Genomic DNA, 19840 nt, shown 5'->3' on the forward strand with positions numbered 1-19840 from the left:
CCAAAACGGACCGCGGACGGTATTTGATCCTAGACCTTAGTCGGGGCGCTACTACGACCTCTGTTCGGAGGCAGCATATACTGTGCTGCGGCATATCGAGAACGCGGACAACCAAGCCGCGAGGTGAAACACCCTCGATGTTAAAAAAATGCGGTGGCAGATAGGCTGCGGTGTACATACAATAAGTAGTGATTGGGAAGGGGGCCGAACCTATGCCTTCAGTGGTCTATGGCGGTGTCAAAATTCTAAGTGTGAACTCGGGTTCGAATGTCCAGTTCGGTGATACTGCCTTAATACGGTTATCGAGCAATGCCAAAATTTACGCGGGTGCCAATTCATTTGCCCCCGGGGATAGCTTCGGCAGTGTCCAGAATGTTCTAAACGGCAGTACAAACACAATTGACCCGGATTTGATTGATAACAATACCAATAATGTGGTGTAACACAAAGAACCCGGGAACAAGTTCCCGGGTTCTTTCTTTTATGCGATGATCCGCTATTTCCCCTTAGTGCGCCACTTTGGCGTGTGAGAGGGAACTACGATCCTCTATTCCAGCAATTTCAACCCAAATACAGGGGGATGAGGACATATATGACCCTGTGGTTCCCTCAGGACCTAGGATTCAGTCCGTTTATCCATAAAAGCACCCTGTAGTTCCCCTGCCCCTGCAATCAATATTGAAGCGTTCCGCTCACATCGTATTAGGCCGCCGATCTGCGGAGCAACCCATACGCGGCTGCCATATAAATGGCAACTAAGGGCACCATCCACCAGAATAACTCCAAATAATGATGACCAATCCATGAGAAAATATTTCCCCATATCCCGAATTGGGATAGCAATAAGGAGCCTCCTGTACCTATCAGAAGTGTTACAACGAAGAAGATTAACAAGCCTGCAGCGCCGAGGCGCCTGTGAATGCTGGAAATGGCAAATCCAAGAAAATACATATGCAGCAGGAGAATCAGATATATACCGAAAACCGCGATCGGAGAGAGATCTCCCAAAAAGGCGACTTTGAAAAGATGGAGGCGAACTCCCCATCCGCCGGTGACCTCTTCGATAAATGCCAAAATCACGAGCAGCAGCGCTGTACAGATACTAAAAAGGAAAGTCGTTGCCGCTGTTCCGAAGAAGTAATCCTTTCTGCGGATGCTGAGCCCCAAAGCAAAAGGGAACGTATCCTTAATGGTCACTGCGCCTGTCACTAACATGTAAATGAATATGGAAATAAGGCCGCCCGTATTCATCGTTTCTTCCTCATTCAGCGACAGCGCAATAACAAAGCTGATCAAGAAGTTTAAGCCAAGAATCATCCACGGAACTAATAACCACGACATTTTGTTCCTCATATGAAGCTTAATGACGTTGCTTACTCGATTCATGCCTGCTCAGTCCCCTTTCCCGCAAGTGGCGTACGTGTCAGATGCACAATGAGCTGCTGCAGCGATACCGGTGTAAATTCCAGCCCCAGCGACTCGGCTTCTCTCCGTTCACGATCAGTTAAAACACCAAAGAATGTAGCTGTTGCAGCAGCTCCAATAGACTGACGTTCGAGCACTTCCTTGCCTCGTGAGAATGCTTCCACGGCTGTTGCCAGACCAGAGACCGTGCAGGCGCGGCCGCGAAGAGCATCCGCATCTTCATTGAGTATCAGCCGGCCATTATCAATAACCAATACATGCTCAAGCAAGCGGCTCACTTCGTCGATCAGATGCGTAGATAAGATTACCGTTCGCGGATACTCCGCGTAGTCCTCCAGCAGGCGGTCATAAAATAACGCTCTGGCCACGGCATCCAAGCCCAGATAAGGCTCATCGAATATCGTAAGCGGCGCGCGGCTGGCCAAACCAACCACGATCCCAACAGAGGACAGCATCCCTCTGGACAGCTTCTTTACTCTTCTTTTCAGAGGCAGACGAAAATCTTCAATCAGCGACTTGGCATACGCATCGTCCCATTCCGGATAGAGCGTTTTGGCAATCTCCATCACATCTGCGACACGAAAGCTCTCCGGGTATCTCTGGCTTTCCTTAATGAAGCAAATTTGATTCAGCACGCGGCTGTTCTCAAAGGGCGCTTCACCGAATACCTTTAACTCGCCGCTGGTAGCGAACTGCTGGGCCGAGAGGATGTGCATGATCGTTGTTTTCCCGGCACCGTTCCTGCCTAGTAAACCATAGATTTTGTTCGCTTCTACCTTGAAGCTGACATGATCTACCGCTGTTACGTTCCCATAGGACTTCGTCAGCCCGTTTACTTCCACAATGTTGGTCATCACACTTTTCCTCCTCTGCGCACCATTTCCGTTAGCTGCTCCACCGTAATGCCAAGCTTTTCAGCTTCTTTCACCATCGCCACGACATACTGCTCATAAAATAATTCTTTTCTCTTCTCCATCAGCTTCGTTCGCGCTCCCTCCGCTACAAACATGCCAATCCCGCGTTTCTTATACAAAATGCCTTGGTCTACCAACAAATTAACACCCTTCGCCGCGGTCGCCGGATTAATTTGATAAAAGGCTGCAAACTGATTCGTAGAAGGCACCTGCGATTCCTCCGGCATCCTTGCTTCAATAATGTCATCTTCAATACGTTCCGCGATCTGTACAAAAATCGGGCGGCTGTCATCCATCGTCAAACCCATTTCCTCACCACCACATTGGTTAGTTACTCATGTAATTAACCATACAACCAAAGCACTTAATTGTCAACGGGCACAGCGTATTTTGGGTACTCGCCCAACATAAATCCCCTCAAAACTGGGAATACCACTAGAACAAACCGTCATCTACTACTCCCATGAAAGGTAAATCAGCCTATGTTTTTATCAAAAATACGTCTAACCTTAGTTACCCTGCTGCTCTTAGCTGCTCCGATTTCAGCCTACAGTGCGGAGTCAGGGGCGCGAGAAACGCAACGAACGGAAAGCCGTGCAGACCACGAAGCTGAAAATAGCGCAAAAGAGCTTGCCCCTCCACTCCAGGCGTCGCCGCTCTTTTCCTTCTCCGTGCTTAGCGATACCCATATCATGGCCACAGATCAAGTATCCCAGCTGCTGCTCAGCCGCGCGCTGGCCGATCACCGCAAGCTGCGCCCGGAGAGCAAGCTGCTCGTGCTCAACGGCGACCTGACGGGCGGCAGCGAGGGCGACTATCGCAGCTTGATGGCGCTGCTCAGCAGCCAACCTCATGCCCCTGTGCACGCGACCATGGGCAACCACGACTACTACGGCGTGTGGCGCACGCCGGAGGGTGGCATGGATACATCGAAGATGAATCCAGCCTGGTCCAGCAAGCAAGCGGTCGCGTTGTTCGACCGCGTGTGGGGCTACGATAAGCCGTATCACGAGCTTATCGTGGAGGGCTACCGCTTCCTCTTCCTTAGCGGGGAAGCGTACCGTGACGTGAACGCATCCTACAAAGAGGATGCGTTCCTCTCACCCGAGCAGCTCGCATGGCTGCGCGACCGGCTTGCGGCTGCGGGCGCGGCGGATGCCGGCAAGCCTGTGTTCGTGTTCCTCCATCAGCCGCTGCCGCAGACGCTGGATGGCACGGACCGTGAGCTGGGCGTCGTCCAGCACCAGGAACTGCGGGAGCTGCTGGATGCGCACCCGAATGTCATTCTGTTCAGCGGCCATACCCACTGGAACCTGGAGACGACCAACCAAGTCAAGCAGCTGAAGTTTGTGGCCGCTTCCAGCGCCTCCATCCGCGAGGTATGGAACGCGCAGAACGAACCGGAGACGATTGGCATCAGCCAGAGTCTCGTCGTGGACGTCTTCAAAGACCGCGTGGTCATTCTGCGTCGCGAGCACACCACGAAGCGGTGGATTGAGCCCTCCATCGCCAAAGGCTACGACGTCAATTAAAAAAGATAAAAAGACTGCCAGACATCAGGCTCCATAGCCTAGTGTCTGGCAGTCTTTTTGCATGTAAGAGCTATTTCCATTGTAGAAATCTGATTTCATCCAATGAAATCGAAGAGAGCCGTTCCCCCACTTCCTTAAACTTCAACCTTCACATGCCGATTAGCAGGAATCGGTATGCCTAAGTTACCGCGGAGCGTATCCGAATCATATTCCGTCCTGTAGATCCCTCGCTCCTGCAGAATCGGCACAACGAGATCTACGAAGTCGTCCAAGCCTTTCGGCAGCGCTGCAGCAATGATGAAGCCATCCGCCGCATTCTGCTCGAACCACAGCTGCACGCGATCCGCCACATATTCCGGAGTTCCCGTAAATTCCGTGCGCGGCGTCGCCACACTCAAAGCCACTTGGCGCAGCGTCAAATTTTTCTCTTTGGCATTTTGTTTGATTCTATCCGTTCCGCTGCGGAAGCTGTTGCTGCCGAAGTCGCCTAACTCAGGGAATGGCTCATCAAGCGGATATTGCGAGAAATCGTGATGCTCGAAGAAGCGTCCCAGGTAATCCAGCGCCTTCTCAATCGTAACGAGATTGGCAACTTCTTGATACTTACGCTCCGCTTCTTCTTCGGTTCGTCCGATAATCGGCGAGATGCCCGGCAGAATGACAACCTCATCCGGATTCCTACCGTTCTCGGCGGCTCTCTTTTTAATATCTGCATAATACGCTTGCGCCTCTTCAATCGATTCATGCCCGGCAAAAATAGCGTCAGCTACCTTCGCTGCAAATGCCCGGCCATCCTCAGAAGCCCCAGCTTGGAAAATAACGGGCTGCCCCTGTCTGGAGCGAGCGATATTGAGTGGACCTTGAACAGAGAAATATTCGCCCTTATGATTCAGCGTATGCATTTTGCTCGGATCAAAGAAAACACCGCTCTCTTTATCGCGAACGAATGCATCATCCTCCCATGAATCCCAAAGCCCGCGCGTGACTTCTAAATATTCATTCGCAATGCGGTAACGCTCCGGATGTGACGGATGCTGCTCTTTGCTATAGTTTTTGGCGGAACCTTCAAGTGGTGAGGTGACGACATTCCAACCGGAACGCCCGTCGCTGATCATATCAATGGAGGCAAATTGTCTTGCCACAGTGAAGGGTTCGCTGTACGAGGTGGATAACGTGCCGACAAGCCCGATATGCGAAGTAACAGCTGCTAAAGCCGACAAGATCGTAATCGGTTCGAATCGGTTCAGGAAGTGAGGAATCGATTTCTCCGTGATAAAGAGGCCATCCGCAATAAATACGAGATCAAATTTGCCGGACTCGGCTTTCTGCGCTTGCTGTTTATAAAATCCAAAATTTACACTGGCGTCTGTAATCGCATCCGGGTGTCTCCAGCCCGAAACATGACCGCCTACCCCATGAATAATGGCACCCAATTTGATTTTTTTCTGCTTTGTCATGCTATCCCCATCCTTTCAAAGTATGGCCGCAGCTTGCAACTGCAGCCGATAGCTTTTTACAAGTATCTCGCCTTTTTGTATATCTTTATCGTAGGCGCGTTCAAAGCCCAGCCTTTCATAGAGCTTTATCGCAGATTCCATCATGTCGGATGTATGCAAATGCAGCGTTGCTGCCCCTAATTCAATAGCGCGCCTAGCGCTTTCTTTGATAAGCGCTGTAGCTATGCCTCGCCCTCTCGCCTTAGGTGAAACGGCCAATAACCGAATAATCGGCGATTGAATACCTAACTCTGGCAGCCCGTAAGCTGCTTCGGAAGAAAGGAACAAGAGAGAGCTTCCCATAACTTCACCGCCAGACAAAGCGATAATGCGGGCTGTGGGCTCACCGCCATCCACGGAAGCGACAATATTTTCTTTATACTGCTCCCATCCTTCAGGAGGCAGCACGTCTTGATACTGCCCATAGGCTTCTGTCAGGAGCTTCCGAATGGCATCCCGGTCTCCCTCATTAGCTTCACGAATTTGAATGTCCTGTATATCCGCCATAGCCAAACCCTCCCTAAACGCGTGCGTTTTGTGCTTCCAATGCTTTCTTAATACGTGAAATTTGCGCCAGATGGACTTGTACATGTGCCACAAAGGATTGAACCACATCCGTTAATGACAGTATTTGCCCCTTGAAATTAATGCCTGTTTTCACCCAATCTTCCGCTGATAAGCGTTGGAACAATAAGTGGTTATAAAGGAGCAGCGCCTGGAAAACAGCTAGAATATCGTTGGCTGACCCCTCATTTGCCTTCGCACCGCTTACCCATGGATCTTGATCAAATGCCGGAAGCTGTACAGCGGACCCCGCCAAAATTTGACGTATCCGAAACGAAACAACGATATTGTGATCCGCCAAATGAGAGAGAACCTCGGTTACACTCCATTGATCCGGCGAAGATTTCCAACTTAATTGTTCTGCATTCAGGCCTTGAATGGCAGTCTGCAATTGGTCATGTGTTTGCAAATAGGATTGAAGATCAGGAATGGAATGACTCATGTCGATACCTCCAGTGGAATGTCGGATGTAAGCTCCTTTAAAGCCCGTTCAGCCAAAACGGCAAAATAGCGCGCGCTGCCGGACAAAGCCCGTTCATCGATATCAAATGCCGGATGATGCCATTCGTGAGGCCCCGAAGTCCCCATAAAGACGAATACGCCTGGCACCTTTTTCTGATAAAAAGCAAAGTCTTCGCCTGCCGGAGATGACGGCGGAGAGACAACCTGCAAGCCTGCCTGCTCAGCAGCGTGGGTGGCCAGTTGGGCTAACTGCGCATCATTAGAGACCGCTGGCGGACCTTTAATCCAACGTACAGAAGCCTTCGTCCCATAAGCTGCCGCCACGCCATGAACTACCTGCTCTAGCCGGGCAATAACCAACTCTCTTACGCTTTCTTCGAACGTTCGCAGCGTGCCATCCAAAATAGCTTTATCCGGAATCACATTCCAGGCAGTCCCGCTATGGATGCGCGTCACGCTGATGACGGCGCTTTGGAGCGAGCTTATGTTACGGCTAACAATGGATTGCAGCGCGGTCACGATATGCGCGCCTGTTACAATGGGGTCGATCCCCGCTTCCGGTACAGCTGCATGCGTTCCAGTTCCTTCCACTTCAATTACGAAACCATCCGCGGCAGCCATTAATGGCCCTGCTTTGATACCAATCGTACCGACGGGAAGGTCCGGCTTATTGTGCATGCCATAAATTGCGCGCACGCCCTCTAATGCTCCGCTGCGAATCACTTGCTCCGCGCCTTGCGCTTTCTCTTCGGCGGGCTGGAAAATGATTCGAACCGTTCCCCGCAGTTCATTCTCCTGCTGTTTGAGCAGCAAGGCTGCGCCAAGTATTGCCGCCGTGTGGAAGTCGTGACCGCAGGCATGCATTTTACCGGCTGTCTTGGAGGCATACGGCAATCCCGTCTCCTCGTGGATCGGCAGTGCATCGATGTCTGCTCGGAGGGCTATGATCGGCCCTGCCTGAATGCCCCCTACTTCCGCAACCAGGCCTGTTTTGAGCGGGTAATCGGCAATTCGAACGCCCGCTTCCGATAACCAAGCACGAATCGCCTCCGTGGTTTGAAACTCTTCATGCGACAATTCTGGATTCTGATGTAAATGTCGTCTGATCTCGATCAGCTTGCGGTCGAAATCCGTCCATAACGGCTCCGAATTGGATGGGCTCATCATTTGTCCTCCTTTCCCTCTAGACCGGCAATTCCGAGAAAGCTTCGCTAAGCAGTTCGAAGGAACGCAGCCTTTTGCCAAAATCTTTCACAGACGTGGTAATGATAAATTCGTCGATGCCATATTTGTTCTGTACATCCAACAAGTGTTGGCGCACAGTTTCCTTCGTTCCCTTGGTAATTTCAGCTTGCTTGACCTCGACGGTGAACTTGGCTTGTGTCTGGCGGCCGTATTCCTCTGCTTGTTCCAGAGTGCCGACCGTTAAAGTTTTGCCATTTTCTAAATGGATTTTGACATTCTTATACTCGCCTGCCAGTTCAATCGCTTCCTCTTGCGTATCCGCAACGATTAAGGAGAGAGCGAGGATCAGCTTCGGCTTAGTGCCTTTTTCGGAATTAAAGCCTTTCTGATAAGCGTCAAAAGCCGCCTCGGCAATCGCATGATCTCCATTAATGAATTGAGCAAAAACATAGGGAAGGCCGGCTTCGGCCGCCAACTGAGCGCTAGCTACACTCGTTCCGAGGATATAAATATCCGCCGGGACTGCAGGAATCGGTGAAACACGCAGGCCCTTCAACGGATGTTCATCATCGATCCGGTTCTGAACAAACTGCTGAAGCTCGCTTAATTTGTCCGATAAGGAAGCTGCCTCGACAACGCCCTGCTGCAGCGCTTGGGTAGAACGAGGAAGTCCGCCCGGTGCCCGGCCTACGCCAAGGTCAACCCGGCCAGGGGCAAGCGAGGCCAATACATTAAAATTCTCAGCCACCTTATAAGGGCTGTAATGCTGCAGCATGATGCCGCCTGATCCTACGCGAATGCGCTCTGTTTTGGCCAGCAAATGAGCAATCAACACTTCAGGCGATGAGCCGGCTACCTGCTCCGAGTCATGATGTTCAGACACCCAGAAACGGTGGTATCCCAGTTCTTCAGCTTGCTGTGCCAGTGAAATCGTATGTTGAAAAGCATCCGAAGCATTCTCCCCCGGAAAAATGACACTTTGGTCCAAAATACTAAGCTTGATCCCCAAGATCTTCACTCCAATCTGACTTGACGTTATATGGTATAGCTCCACTCCGGCGTAATTCGCTTCAAAAATTGTCTCGTTCGCTCTTCCTTCGCGCCGCCAAATATATCCTGCGGCTTGCCCTCCTCAACGATCACTCCCTCATCCATGAAGACCACGTGATTGGACACCTCTCTGGCAAAGTTCATCTCATGTGTGACAACAATCATCGTGATGCCTTCTTTGGCAATCTTCTGAATGACATCCAGCACCTCGCCAACCAGTTCAGGATCAAGCGCCGAAGTCGGTTCGTCGAATAATATCACTTCCGGGTTCAGGGCTAGCGCGCGCGCAATGCCTACCCGCTGCTGCTGTCCACCGGACAACTGGCTTGGATATGCGTCCAGCTTGCTTCCCAAGCCGACCTTTTCCAGCATCTTCACGCTGGTTTCCCTCGCCTTTTCTTTGGGCTGCTTCTGGACGATGACGAGCCCTTCCATCACATTTTCCAGCACGGTTTTGTGCTTAAACAGATTGTAATGCTGGAAGACCATCGCTGTTTTTTGACGTAATGTGTGGATTTCCTGTTTGGTAGGGCGCTTGCAGTTCACCGTGAAATCCCCGATGGTCACCGCACCGTCGTTCGGCTTTTCCAAATAATTCATGCAGCGAAGCAAGGTCGTTTTGCCTGAGCCGCTGGGGCCTAGGATGCAGACAACTTCCCCTTTTTTCACAGTTAGATTAATGCCCTTCAGCACCTCATGCTTGCCAAATGATTTGGTGATATTCGCCATTTGAATCATGCTACGCCCCCCCGGTTATACAGATTAATTCGTTTCTCCAGTAGTCCCGTCGCTCTTTCAATAAGGAACGTGATGCCCCAGAACAGGAGTGCTGCAGCCATATAGGCCTCAAAAAACTTCCAGTTGGTCGTTGCCACAATTTGCGCTTTGGCATTGATCTCGACCACGGAGACGGTGAAGGCTAGCGTCGATCCATGCAGCATGCCGATCAACGTATTGGATAAGTTCGGTAAGCTGACAGCCAGCGCTTGGGGCAAAACAATCCGGCGCAGCGCCTGCGGCGTGGTCATACCGATAGAATAGGCTGCTTCTATTTGTCCTCGGTTAATGGCGACAATGCCCGATCTCACGACCTCAGCCAGGTAAGCCCCAGCTGTGATGGAGAAAGAGAGGAAGGCAAAGACAATCATCGGAATCGACACCGACCGAAAGCTCCAGCCTAGAGCTGCTGCAACAGAGTCAATGATCATCGGCAATCCGAAATAAATAAGCAGCAGGTGCATCAGCATCGGAGTTCCACGGATAAAGGTTACATACGCAGTCGCGAGATAATGTATAAAAGGAACCCGGTATAGTCGGATTAACGCTGTGACTGTTCCAATAAGGAATCCGAAGAAGACAGATACTACGGTTATGACTAATGTTGTCGGCAGAGCGGTTAACAATTGAATAAAAGCCGTCCATATGAACGCGGGATCGATCTTCATGCTTGATAACCTCCTTTATCAGGCTGCGAAGCCCAGACCCCCTTCCACCATCTGCGCGTAAGCGGCTGACGCCCTTGGGAAACGATCGGTTGTTCATGCTGGAGCAATCGTCTCTCGATATACACAAACAGCTTCTCTAGCCCGAAACAAATCACAAAGTAAATTATGGACAAGGAGATGTAAGTCTCAATAAAGTGCTGCGTGGCGCTCCCCAGCGTCTGCGCTTTCCCCATTAGCTCCATGGCCCCTAGCGAAAAGGCAAGCGAGGTATCCTTCAAGTTTGCAATCAACAAGTTTGTAAAATTGGGAAGGGCAATAGCCACTGCTTGCGGCATAATAATTCGTGTAAAAGCTTGATACCCCGTCATCCCGATGGCGTAAGCTGCTTCCATTTGCCCCCGGTCAACGGCTTTGACAGCGGCTCGGATCACTTCCGAGATATAAGCTCCGGAGTGAAGCGCAAACGTAAGAATGACGAAAGTCAGCACCGGCGCTTTGGACACGTCCACCTGGAGAACCTTCAGCATTTCCGGGAGTCCATAATAAATAAGGAAGAGCTGAATCAGTATCGGCGTTCCCCGAAAGAAGGAAACATAAATTTGTGAGATTCGCTGAAGGATCGGTACTTTATACAGCCGTGGCAGGGCTACTATAAACCCAATAACGAGTCCGAGCCCCATAGAGCAAGCTACAATGAATAACGTAATGTTGATGTAGGACAACAGTTTGGGCAAAAAGTCGAATACATAGGTGATATCGAATTGGTTTGCCATAATGGCGATCTCACCTTTCTTTTATCTTCTTTAGCTTAAGACTATTTCGTGTCTTCTTTCTTCGTAAAGTCGCCGCCCAACCACTGTGTGCTTAGCTTGGAAAGCGTGCCGTCTGCCTTGACGGCTTTCAGAGCCGTATCGATCTTATCGGCTAAAACCTGTGCGTCTTTATCGTTTTTGCGGAATAAGAACCGAACTTCGGCTTCTTCAATAATAGGACCGATGGCTTTCAATTTACTTTGCGGATCCACTAGCGGAAGCAGGAAATCCGCTCCTAACGCGCCGTCCACGCGCCCGGTCGTCAACTGGTTCACTAAATCGTTAGCTGCGCCGCTTTGATATACAATTTTGATTGCATTATTATTTGCCTTATTGTAATTCTCAAGAAGAGTTGCTTCTGCACTCGTTGCCGTCGTTAAAGCTTTCTTCCCTTTCAGATCATCAATCGACTTAATCGTTGTGTTATCTTTAGCTACGATCACTTTGGTTTTCCAATATGCGTACGGCTCGTTATTAAACAGATATTTCTCTTCCCTCTCCTTGTTCTTCTCAATTTCATGGGCTACGAAGTCGATTTTGTTTGTTTCTAGGCTGAGAAGCAGGTTGGCGAAGTCCATCGTTTTAAACTCAAATTCATATTCCGGCAAGCGCTTATCAAGCTCTTTGACTAATTCGATATCGTAACCGGTAAGCTTACCGTCTTTATCCAGGAAAGCAACGTTAGGGAACTGAGTGCCTGTTCCAACGATAATTTTCTTCGCCTTGACCGGCTCAGCAGATGTGGCGGCAGGCGCTTTCGCCCCTTCAGCCGCAGCTGCTTTGGGGGATGCCCCCGTTTCCGTGCTCTTCGAGCCGCAGCCTGCAGCTACCAGTGTTAAAGCTAATGTGGTTACCACAAGTGTTGTTAGTTTCTTCATCGTGAATCCCTCCGTATGATCTATCTATTTTAATCTTTATAATTCCTACCTGTTTTGTATGAATTATTGCTATGCATTTAATTTATCATCAAGTTCCAGAACTGGATAATAGAGTTTTTCTATATACATATTCAATAATCGAATCATTCCTTATTTCACGGTCGTGATTCCTTTGCATATATCCAATGCGTTATTGAAAAAAAGTCCGCTCTCTCCGTTCAGGGCGATGATGTTCGTCTGCAAGGAAATACCCGAGGTTTCGGGAAATTCGATCGGAAACAGCTTGTTTTCCCGAACTTCCTGTTCGACACATAAACTTGGCAGGAAGGCGATGCCTACGCGCTGCAGCACCAGTTTCTTAGCCGTTTCCAAATTATCCGTTTGAAATTCAATATTGGGGGGCTGGCTCATGCTGGCAAATAGTCGGTGGATGCGCATCCAGTCCAAAGAACCACATTCGAAAAAGACAAGCGGGTGCTCGCCAATCTCCTCAATTGAAACAATACCGCTGCCTATGAATGGATGATCCTCATACACGTATAAACGGATTGGATCTTCATAAACCTTCGTCGAAAGGAGGTTAGGATGACTTATGTTTCGAACAAAGCCCACATCCAATTCGCGATTCAGTACCTTATTAACGATATCCTCCGTAGTGGCAGTCGTTAGCTTGAAATTGACGTCCGGATATTTACGCTTCATCTTCGGCACTAATTCGGGAATGACATAGTTCGAAACAGAAACCGTACAGCCTATTCGGAGCTCATTGGGCAGCGTCCTTTTTTGCTTTAATTGGATTTTGCTCTTTTGAAAAGTTTGCAGAAGCTGCTGCGCATAAGGCAGGAACCTTCTCCCCTCATCCGTCAAAGAAACCTGTTTCCCGATGCGGTCGAATAACCGGCAATCAAGCTCACGTTCAAGCGATTGTATGCGTGCTGTGACCGAAGGCTGGGACAGGAACAATACTTCCGCCGCCTTGTTAAAGCTACCGTAATGGATCACGTAAACGAATGCTTCTATATTTTCGATATTCATGGAGAGCCCCCATTACTTCAAAATTATATTAATTTGTATTATTCCTATATATTAACTCGGAATTAAGATTGTTACTACTATATGCCATCTTACATTAGGTGTCAATATATAAAAACGCCGCCTCCTGTGCCCCGTATTAATGGGGAAAGGAATGCGGCGTTTTGCATGTGCGCTGCTTGGATAGAAAGCAGTTCTATTAGTTCGTTGCAGCAGGAGCCTGCGCTGCTCCATCTGTGGAAGGCTTGGCCTGCTGGCCTTTATGGCCGAAGCCTTTTTGCTCGACTTGCTTCTTGATGCTGTCTGTCATGGAGTCTTTGATTTTGCTGATCAGATCATCTTCGCTGATTCCTTTGGCAGCAGCCACGTCAGCAAGAGATTTGCCCGCTTCCAGCTCCGTTTTCAGTTCCTCTTGCGTGATACCCAGAATGGTTGTCACAGCTTCAGAGTTTCCGAAAAATCCGCCGCCAAAGCCGCCAGGTCCGCGGTGATCGCCGCCAAAGCCTCCTTCACCGCCTTCTGGGCGAGTGCTTTGCACTTGCTTAGTGATGCGATCGGAGAGACCGGAAAGCATTTTATCCGCTTGATCCTGCGTAAGTTTGCCCGCTGTTACCTCAGCGTTGATCGCTGTTGTTTCCGCTGCGACCAGCTTCGCTACGTAGTCCGCTTCTGTTAAGCCCTTTTCCACCGCGAAAGCTGACAAAGTCTTGCCTGCCTGCAAAGCTTCCTTCACAACGCTTGGCTCTACGCTAAGAATAGTTGCCGTTTGCTCAAGGAGATTGCTGCCATGTCCTATTCCTCCGCGGTCGCCGCTTGGGAAACCACCTTTGAACCCGCCCTTGAACCCGGTTCCGTCAATTTGCTTCGTTAATTGATCGGAGAGGCCACTCACAATTTTATCCGCTTGCTCTTGCGTAATTTTACCCGAAGTCACTTCGGCTGTGATCGATGCTGTCTCTGCTGCAACCAGTTTTTGCAAATAGTCGTCTTTCGTCAGGCCCTTTTCTTCTGCAAATGCCGTTAATGTTTTGCCGGATTTCAATGCTTCCTGCACGGCGCTTTCCTCAACACCTAAGATCGTTGCTGTTTCTTTCATTACGTTCCCGCCGCGGAAGCCGCCGCGATCTCCAAAGTCTCTAACCCCTTTTCCCGGACCTGCTTTTTGAGCCGTTGCACTTGTGGAGGTGCTTGTTACTGTATCTGCGTATGCCTGATTATGTAGGGCTCCAACAAAACCGACACCAAGTACAAAAGAAGCGATCAATGAACCTGTAAGAATTTTTCTGGAGATAGTTTTCATCGTTTGTTTCCACCTTTTTGAATTATTTTTGTTTGTTTCTTGCTTACAAAACCAAGTATAGGCGCCTAACCTGAATCTGATCTGAGTATAAACTGAAGGTTGGTTGAGAAGTTTCTGAGAATTGGCTGAAAAAGGAAATCGGCTTGCCTTATTCTTCATTAGCGATAAATCAGGCGCGGACCCGCATAGCCTCGCTGCATGAATCTGCCCAACGCCATCCCTTCGCTTAAGGTTCCTGCAAAATTTACCGCTATTTAGGATGCTAGCTCCGGAATGAGCCGAAAGCATCGAATTATCAAGTATCAACCATCACCATCTGGATTAAAGGAAGTGTCTCAAGAGAGGAACTACAGTCCTCTATTTCTCATGAAATCGCCCCTTCAAGCCGTTGAGTGGAACTACGATCCGCTATTTCTCCAATTTCAGCTTACACGTAGACTTTGATGGACAGATAAGACCCTGCAGTTCCCCTCCAGAACCCGAAACCGCCAATTTTGCTCAAATAGCGTCCTATGGTTCCCACAAGATCAAACGGTGAGGTGCAAGACGTGAGGTGACAGTTAAGGCTGTTCTACAGCGTTAACTTGGGCTGAACGTGAGAGTTGGCAACTTTAAGAGCGTCAACAGCGTTAAAGTAGCGGATGTGTAGCGCATGAACGAAACAGTCGTCCCCTGTATTAGGAGAAACTCCAGCTATTTCGAACCGGATCGGGATGTACGGCATATTTAACAGGAGGTTTCCCGTTAAAAGTGAAGTCACACCTAAACAGCAAAAAAAGCCCTCCCCCGGCACCGTTCACGCCGAGATAGGACTCTTCTCATTTCATCGCAGGGAGCAGCACTTTAAATGTGGTGCCCTCTCCCACTACACTATCCACTTCGATCGACCCGCCATGAAGCTGCGCAATGGAATGGGTGATCGATAAGCCCAAACCTGCACCGCCGCTTCGCCGTGCACGCGAGGTATCGATGCGGTAAAACCGGTCAAACAAATGAGGGAGATGTTCAGGAGCAATCCCTTCTCCGTTGTCATGAACCGTAATTTCTACGCCGGACGGCGTTTGCGCCAGAGTCAGCCCGACCTGCCCCGTCACCGGGTGCGTATGCTGAACGGCGTTGTGAAACAAGTTGAGCACAACCTGCTTGATTTTATCGGGATCATACAGGCACCGGGTCTGAGGCTCTAAGTTGAAGGTAACGGTTCTGTCTCCTGCCAGTAGACGAAGCTGAGGCTCCATCTCGTGCAGCATCTCGTCGAGCACCCCTTCCGTCTTCTGAAAAGTGGGCGAACGATCAAGCCTAGCCAGCAGAAGGAGATCCTCGACTAGCTTGTTAATTCTTACAGATTCACCATGCATGCTTTTCAAAGCTTTCAACAACTGTTCCGGTTGTTGATACGCCCCGCGCAGCAGTACCTCCAGAAATCCGTGAATGGATGTCAGCGGTGTACGCAGCTCATGCGAAGCGTCGGCAGCAAAACGGCGCATCTGCTCTTTCGCTTCTTTTTCCGCCTCAAAAGAAACCTCCAACCGCTTTAACATCCCGTTAAAAGAGGCCGCCAGTCGATCCACTTCCACTTGCCCTTGATGTGCAGGGAACCGCTCGTTGAGATTGCCTGCATCAATCTGCTTTACGGTTTCCACCATATTAGAGAGCGGAACCAGCGTTCGCCGCAGGACGGGGAGGAAGCCTAACAAACCAAACACCATGGCTAACAAAGATAGAAAAATAAAAGTCAACAGCTGCTGCAGCAGCACATCGCGAATCGGCGCGACACTGATGCTCGCTTGAATGAGGCCTTGTATACTTGGCCCGCCAGGGCCGCCGCGGGATCGTTCAGACTCTCCGCCTATCTGATGAAAGACAACGAGCTGATCATTGCCTTTTTCATCCTTGATGATGCGGTGGTCCAGCTTCATTTTCTTTTGCATGAGCGCCAGATATTCCTCTTGCTTCAACTGAGGAGTCGGCTGCTCAAACGGGGAGGAAATGAGCTTATAATTCCCTTTGTCATCGATAAAAGCAATCGATAACTCCGATACGAAAATCCGCTCCTGATCGCCCCCAAAACCAGGACGGTTATCACGGTTCCCTTCTTTGGGGAACAAAGGATTTTGCGCATCTCCCGATCCCATCCCCAAACGCCACATGTTGGGGGGAAGCGCCGCAAGCTGATTGCGGATCGTATCCGCTTTGTTCTGATACATGAACCGCTGCATGACCACGTACTGAAAAACACCGATGAGCAGCAGCAGCACAGACAGGACCAGCAAGGTTCTGGACAGCAGTTGAAACTTCAAAGAGCCCGTCACAAAAAGGTCGGCAAAACGGCTCTTCCTCTTCATGTCAGATCCATCCGGTAGCCTGCTCCCCGAATCGTACGAATCAGCTTATGTTCCTTATCGTTCAGCTTATCGCGCAGCGACCGTATGTACACCTCCACGATGTTTTCCTCGCCTCCAAAGTCATAGCCCCAAACCTTATCGAGAATCATCGATTTGCTCAGCACAAGTCCATGATTGATCGCCATAAATTTAAGCAGCTCGTACTCCGTAGGGGACAGCTCCAGCACTTTGTCATGCAGACTAATCTCCTTGCGCCGGTCATCCATGCGAAGCGGTCCGATTACAACCTCGCCGAACAGGTTTGGAAAATGATTTCGAATCCGCGCATAAATGCGGGCTAACAGCTCTTCAAAGCTGAACGGTTTGACCATGTAATCGTCTGCCCCGATGGTAAGCCCCTTTACGCGATCATCGATTTCGTCCTTCGCTGTCAGCATAATAACCGCGACATTCTCCGTTTTTTTGATCATACGGCATACTTCAAATCCGTCCATCCCCGGCATCATCACATCCAAAATCGCGATATGCGGTTGAAATTTGTTGCATGTCGTAATAGCTGAAAGACCGTCCGTTGCGGTCATAACCTCGAAGCCTTCGTTCGTCAGGCCTAATTCCAAAAACTCCAAAATATGAGGCTCGTCGTCAACGAGCAGAATTTTGATTCCTTTTAATTGGCGCATGGGGTGGTCCCTCCGTGTTCGATTCAATACTTAGACAATTTCTATAGTCAGTATCCCATATCCTGCCTAAAAGCAACCTGAGCAGATGCTGAAAGGTTGCTGAATATTGTTCTCCGTTACACATGCATCGCCCTACTGAAGGTTCTTGAAGACAAGCCGAACAAACCCATTTGGAACAATTGGGCTCAGACTTTTCAGTATTTTTTCAGCTAACTATCAATTGAATCTCAGGTAACACCTCTATAATTAGGACTATCAACGTATGGACACCAGAGAAAAGAGGAAAGCCTAATGGAGCCTATTACACCATCCTTTCATTCGTTTCATTTCCAGGCGCTGGAATCTGAAATCGAATTGCTGCTCCGCTGTGACGAGATAGATCGCACACTCATTACAAAGTTAACCGATGATTGGTTTCGCAATGTCGAGAAGCGTTTCAGCCCCATCCTCGCCGACAGTGAAATCTCTTTACTAAATACATTAGCCGGCGAAAATTGCTTGGTTTCTAATACAATGCTGGAGGTTCTTTTTCTAGCCGAAATGTATCAAGCCGTAACCGATGGCTACTATAATCCTCTTTTTAATAACGGCGAGCAGGCCGCCGCTCTCTTAGAGTGGGAAGTGGACCCGGCTAATAAATCGATTAAGCTCCCTCAGGATACCAATATCCATTTAAGAGGTCTAGATCACGGTTGGGCGGTCAAACGACTAGCTGAATATATGCGAAAACAGCTTTCCCTGGAGCAAGGATTAATCCTCGCGGGAGGAGAAATCACCGTGTGGGGCCGAGGCTCGCAGGGCGTAGATCCGTGGATTGTCGGCATTCAAAGTCCGTGGCAAGGCACCAAGCTGGGCGCCGTCGCTCTACCTGAGGGCTCCCTGTCCACCTACAGCCTGCTGGAAGAGCCGGACGCAAGCTCAGCAAATGAGGTCGTGCAGTGCACCGTCGCCGGGCAAGATCTCATAGAGTGCCAAGTATGGGCAAGAACCCTGGCAAGACTTGGCGTAGACGAAGGATTGGCGCTGCTCGCTAGACGCACCTCCGTGTGCGAAGCTGTAGTGCTGACAGCCAAACAGGAGCTTCATTATTTCGGGAAAAAGGCCTCGCTCCAACGAAGGTGGCTGGATATGCGAATCGATCATTATCACTTTCAGGATAGGGTATCCTAAGGCATTGGATGTTTTATCCACATAATTGCTCACATTATCCACAAAGAAGAATTGGTTTACCCACAAACATGGCGATTTTATCAACAACTTATCCACAGGTTGTGAGTATGTTACTATTCTGTTACAGCCAAATAGGGGGCCAGCCTTCCGCTTATCCCCCCTGTTACTTGGGTTTATACCGAAATCATGATACAATTTTTCAAAAATGAACTAGAGGTATTCGAATGACTTATGATGTTATCGTCATCGGCGGAGGCTCGGCTGGCCTCATGGCCAGTATTGCGGCAAGCCGCCAAGGAGCCAAGGTTCTCCTCCTGGATAAAGGAGATAAGCTCGGTCGCAAGCTCGGCATTTCCGGTGGAGGCAGGTGCAACGTAACCAATAACAAAGACATGGACGATCTTATTAAACATATCCCGGGCAACGGGCGTTTCCTATATAGTGCTTTGACGCAGTTTGGCAACAGGCACATTATCGATTTTTTTGAAGGACTCGGGATCCGTCTGAAAGAAGAGGATAACGGTCGCATGTTCCCCGTCAGCGACAAGGCCAAAACCGTCGTAGACGCGTTGATCGGCCAAGTTCGCAAGCAGGGTGTGGAGATCCGGATGAGCAGTCCGGTCAAAAGGGTCCTGTATCAGGACGGCAGCGTCCAAGGCGTCCTACTCCACTCCGGCGAGAAGATGAACAGCCGCGCTGTCGTCATCGCATCAGGTGGATGTTCTGTCCCGCACACCGGCTCCACAGGAGACGGTTATGCATGGGCTGAAGCCGGCGGACATACGATCACGCAGCTCTTTCCAACCGAGGTGCCGTTGACCTCGAAGGAAGCTTTTATCCGCAGCCGTGAGCTGCAGGGGCTTTCCTTGCGGGAGGTAACGCTGTCCGTGTGGAACGCCAAAGGGAAGGTCGTGATCTCTCATAGGGGAGATATGCTGTTCACCCACTTCGGTTTGTCCGGTCCCATTGCCCTGCGATGCAGCCAATTCGTTGTGAAGGAGCTTGCCAAAACCGAGCGCAGGGAAGTTCTGCTCACTGTAGATCTCTTCCCCGATCTGAGCATGGATGACTTGTATAAGGAAAGCATGGCGCTGGCGAAGGCTGATGCCAAAAAAGCGATCAAAAACGTACTGAAGCCGCTCTTATCCGAGCGGCTGATCCCGATGCTGCTGGAGCGGTCCGGCTTGGACGATCAGCTCACGTACGATAACATTCCGAAACAAAAGTGGCTTGACCTGTGCAAGCTCATGAAAGCCTTCCCCGTGCATATTCACGGAACGCTTTCGATTGAAGAAGCCTTCGTCACAGGCGGAGGCGTGCATCTCAAAGAAATCGATCCCAGCACGATGCAGTCGAAGCTGGTGAACGGACTGTATTTCTGCGGAGAAGTCCTCGATATTCATGGCTATACAGGTGGTTATAACATTACGGCTGCCTTCTCGACTGGATATATGGCTGGCCTAAGCGCGGCGCAGCAGTAGTCGCAAGAGGGTCTCATCAACTCGGTGCTTGAAATAACGGGGGAATTTCCCGTTAATACTACAAAGGAC

The 19840-nt window shown here is 49.9% G+C and carries 20 protein-coding genes; 4 read left to right on the forward strand and 16 right to left on the reverse strand.

The features are described 5' to 3' along the window. Window positions 1-212: 212 nt before the first annotated feature. Window positions 213-443 (forward strand): spore germination protein, encoded by a 231-nt coding sequence (locus tag J2Z65_RS18935; protein ID WP_167052829.1) that lies wholly within the window; start codon window positions 213-215, stop codon window positions 441-443. 259 nt (window positions 444-702) lie between these two features. Here J2Z65_RS18935 and J2Z65_RS18940 read toward each other — a convergent pair whose 3' ends face one another. Genes J2Z65_RS18940 through J2Z65_RS18950 form a run of 3 tightly spaced genes read right to left on the reverse strand, consistent with a single transcriptional unit; the run spans window position 703 to window position 2647 of the window. Next, a complete protein-coding gene (locus J2Z65_RS18940; RefSeq protein ID WP_167052831.1) occupies window positions 703-1386 on the reverse strand; it encodes a hypothetical protein in 684 nt (227 codons plus the stop codon). Continuing rightward, on the reverse strand, window positions 1383-2279 hold the full coding sequence (locus J2Z65_RS18945) for an ABC transporter ATP-binding protein (RefSeq protein WP_193580763.1): 897 nt from the start codon (window positions 2277-2279) through the stop codon (window positions 1383-1385). Before J2Z65_RS18945 ends, J2Z65_RS18940 begins: the two co-directional genes overlap by 4 nt. Beyond that, entirely contained in the window at window positions 2279-2647 is a 369-nt protein-coding gene (locus J2Z65_RS18950) for a GntR family transcriptional regulator (protein WP_127458717.1), read from the reverse strand. Before J2Z65_RS18950 ends, J2Z65_RS18945 begins: the two co-directional genes overlap by 1 nt. A gap of 174 nt (window positions 2648-2821) precedes the next feature. Between J2Z65_RS18950 and J2Z65_RS18955 the strand changes: the two genes are divergently transcribed. Next, window positions 2822-3871 carry a metallophosphoesterase family protein gene (locus tag J2Z65_RS18955; RefSeq protein WP_167052834.1) on the forward strand — a complete coding sequence of 350 codons (1050 nt, stop codon included), beginning with the start codon at window positions 2822-2824 and terminating at the stop codon, window positions 3869-3871. 134 nt (window positions 3872-4005) lie between these two features. Here J2Z65_RS18955 and J2Z65_RS18960 read toward each other — a convergent pair whose 3' ends face one another. From J2Z65_RS18960 to J2Z65_RS19020, 13 genes are all read right to left on the reverse strand, one after another. Continuing rightward, a complete protein-coding gene (locus J2Z65_RS18960; protein WP_167052836.1) occupies window positions 4006-5328 on the reverse strand; it encodes an LLM class flavin-dependent oxidoreductase in 1323 nt (440 codons plus the stop codon). 15 nt (window positions 5329-5343) lie between these two features. Next, a complete protein-coding gene (locus J2Z65_RS18965; RefSeq protein WP_167052838.1) occupies window positions 5344-5874 on the reverse strand; it encodes a GNAT family N-acetyltransferase in 531 nt (176 codons plus the stop codon). A gap of 13 nt (window positions 5875-5887) precedes the next feature. Then, window positions 5888-6373 carry a DinB family protein gene (locus J2Z65_RS18970; RefSeq protein ID WP_167052840.1) on the reverse strand — a complete coding sequence of 162 codons (486 nt, stop codon included), beginning with the start codon at window positions 6371-6373 and terminating at the stop codon, window positions 5888-5890. Further along, entirely contained in the window at window positions 6370-7557 is a 1188-nt protein-coding gene (locus J2Z65_RS18975) for an amidohydrolase (protein ID WP_167052842.1), read from the reverse strand. Before J2Z65_RS18975 ends, J2Z65_RS18970 begins: the two co-directional genes overlap by 4 nt. A 19-nt stretch (window positions 7558-7576) precedes the next feature. Next, complete coding sequence (locus J2Z65_RS18980; RefSeq protein WP_167052844.1) at window positions 7577-8587, reverse strand: LLM class flavin-dependent oxidoreductase; 1011 nt, start codon at window positions 8585-8587, stop codon at window positions 7577-7579. A gap of 26 nt (window positions 8588-8613) precedes the next feature. Beyond that, a complete protein-coding gene (locus tag J2Z65_RS18985) occupies window positions 8614-9366 on the reverse strand; it encodes an amino acid ABC transporter ATP-binding protein (protein ID WP_167052846.1) in 753 nt (250 codons plus the stop codon). Next, window positions 9363-10073: an amino acid ABC transporter permease gene (locus J2Z65_RS18990; RefSeq protein ID WP_167052848.1), complete on the reverse strand. Its 711-nt coding sequence runs from the start codon at window positions 10071-10073 to the stop codon at window positions 9363-9365. Before J2Z65_RS18990 ends, J2Z65_RS18985 begins: the two co-directional genes overlap by 4 nt. Further along, a complete protein-coding gene (locus J2Z65_RS18995) occupies window positions 10070-10846 on the reverse strand; it encodes an amino acid ABC transporter permease (RefSeq protein ID WP_167052850.1) in 777 nt (258 codons plus the stop codon). The genes J2Z65_RS18990 and J2Z65_RS18995 overlap by 4 nt, the downstream gene beginning before the upstream one ends. Before the next feature lie 41 nt (window positions 10847-10887). Continuing rightward, window positions 10888-11763 (reverse strand): transporter substrate-binding domain-containing protein, encoded by an 876-nt coding sequence (locus tag J2Z65_RS19000; RefSeq protein ID WP_167052852.1) that lies wholly within the window; start codon window positions 11761-11763, stop codon window positions 10888-10890. A gap of 150 nt (window positions 11764-11913) precedes the next feature. After that, on the reverse strand, window positions 11914-12798 hold the full coding sequence (locus J2Z65_RS19005; RefSeq protein WP_167052854.1) for a LysR family transcriptional regulator: 885 nt from the start codon (window positions 12796-12798) through the stop codon (window positions 11914-11916). 196 nt (window positions 12799-12994) lie between these two features. Then, the gene (locus tag J2Z65_RS19010; RefSeq protein WP_167052856.1) at window positions 12995-14095 is read right to left on the reverse strand and encodes a hypothetical protein; all 1101 of its coding nucleotides are present in this window, start codon (window positions 14093-14095) and stop codon (window positions 12995-12997) included. 818 nt (window positions 14096-14913) lie between these two features. Beyond that, window positions 14914-16440 carry a sensor histidine kinase gene (locus tag J2Z65_RS19015; RefSeq protein WP_167052857.1) on the reverse strand — a complete coding sequence of 509 codons (1527 nt, stop codon included), beginning with the start codon at window positions 16438-16440 and terminating at the stop codon, window positions 14914-14916. Beyond that, complete coding sequence (locus J2Z65_RS19020) at window positions 16437-17120, reverse strand: response regulator transcription factor (RefSeq protein WP_167052859.1); 684 nt, start codon at window positions 17118-17120, stop codon at window positions 16437-16439. Before J2Z65_RS19020 ends, J2Z65_RS19015 begins: the two co-directional genes overlap by 4 nt. A gap of 291 nt (window positions 17121-17411) precedes the next feature. Here J2Z65_RS19020 and J2Z65_RS19025 point away from each other — a divergent pair, with 291 nt between their 5' ends. Further along, window positions 17412-18290 carry an FAD:protein FMN transferase gene (locus tag J2Z65_RS19025; RefSeq protein WP_167052861.1) on the forward strand — a complete coding sequence of 293 codons (879 nt, stop codon included), beginning with the start codon at window positions 17412-17414 and terminating at the stop codon, window positions 18288-18290. Between the two features lie 224 nt (window positions 18291-18514). Next, window positions 18515-19771 (forward strand): BaiN/RdsA family NAD(P)/FAD-dependent oxidoreductase, encoded by a 1257-nt coding sequence (locus tag J2Z65_RS19030; protein WP_167052863.1) that lies wholly within the window; start codon window positions 18515-18517, stop codon window positions 19769-19771. Window positions 19772-19840 lie beyond the last annotated feature (69 nt).

The sequence above is a fragment of the Paenibacillus aceris genome, assembly GCF_017874035.1.
In the GTDB taxonomy this organism is placed as follows: domain Bacteria; phylum Bacillota; class Bacilli; order Paenibacillales; family NBRC-103111; genus Paenibacillus_E; species Paenibacillus_E aceris.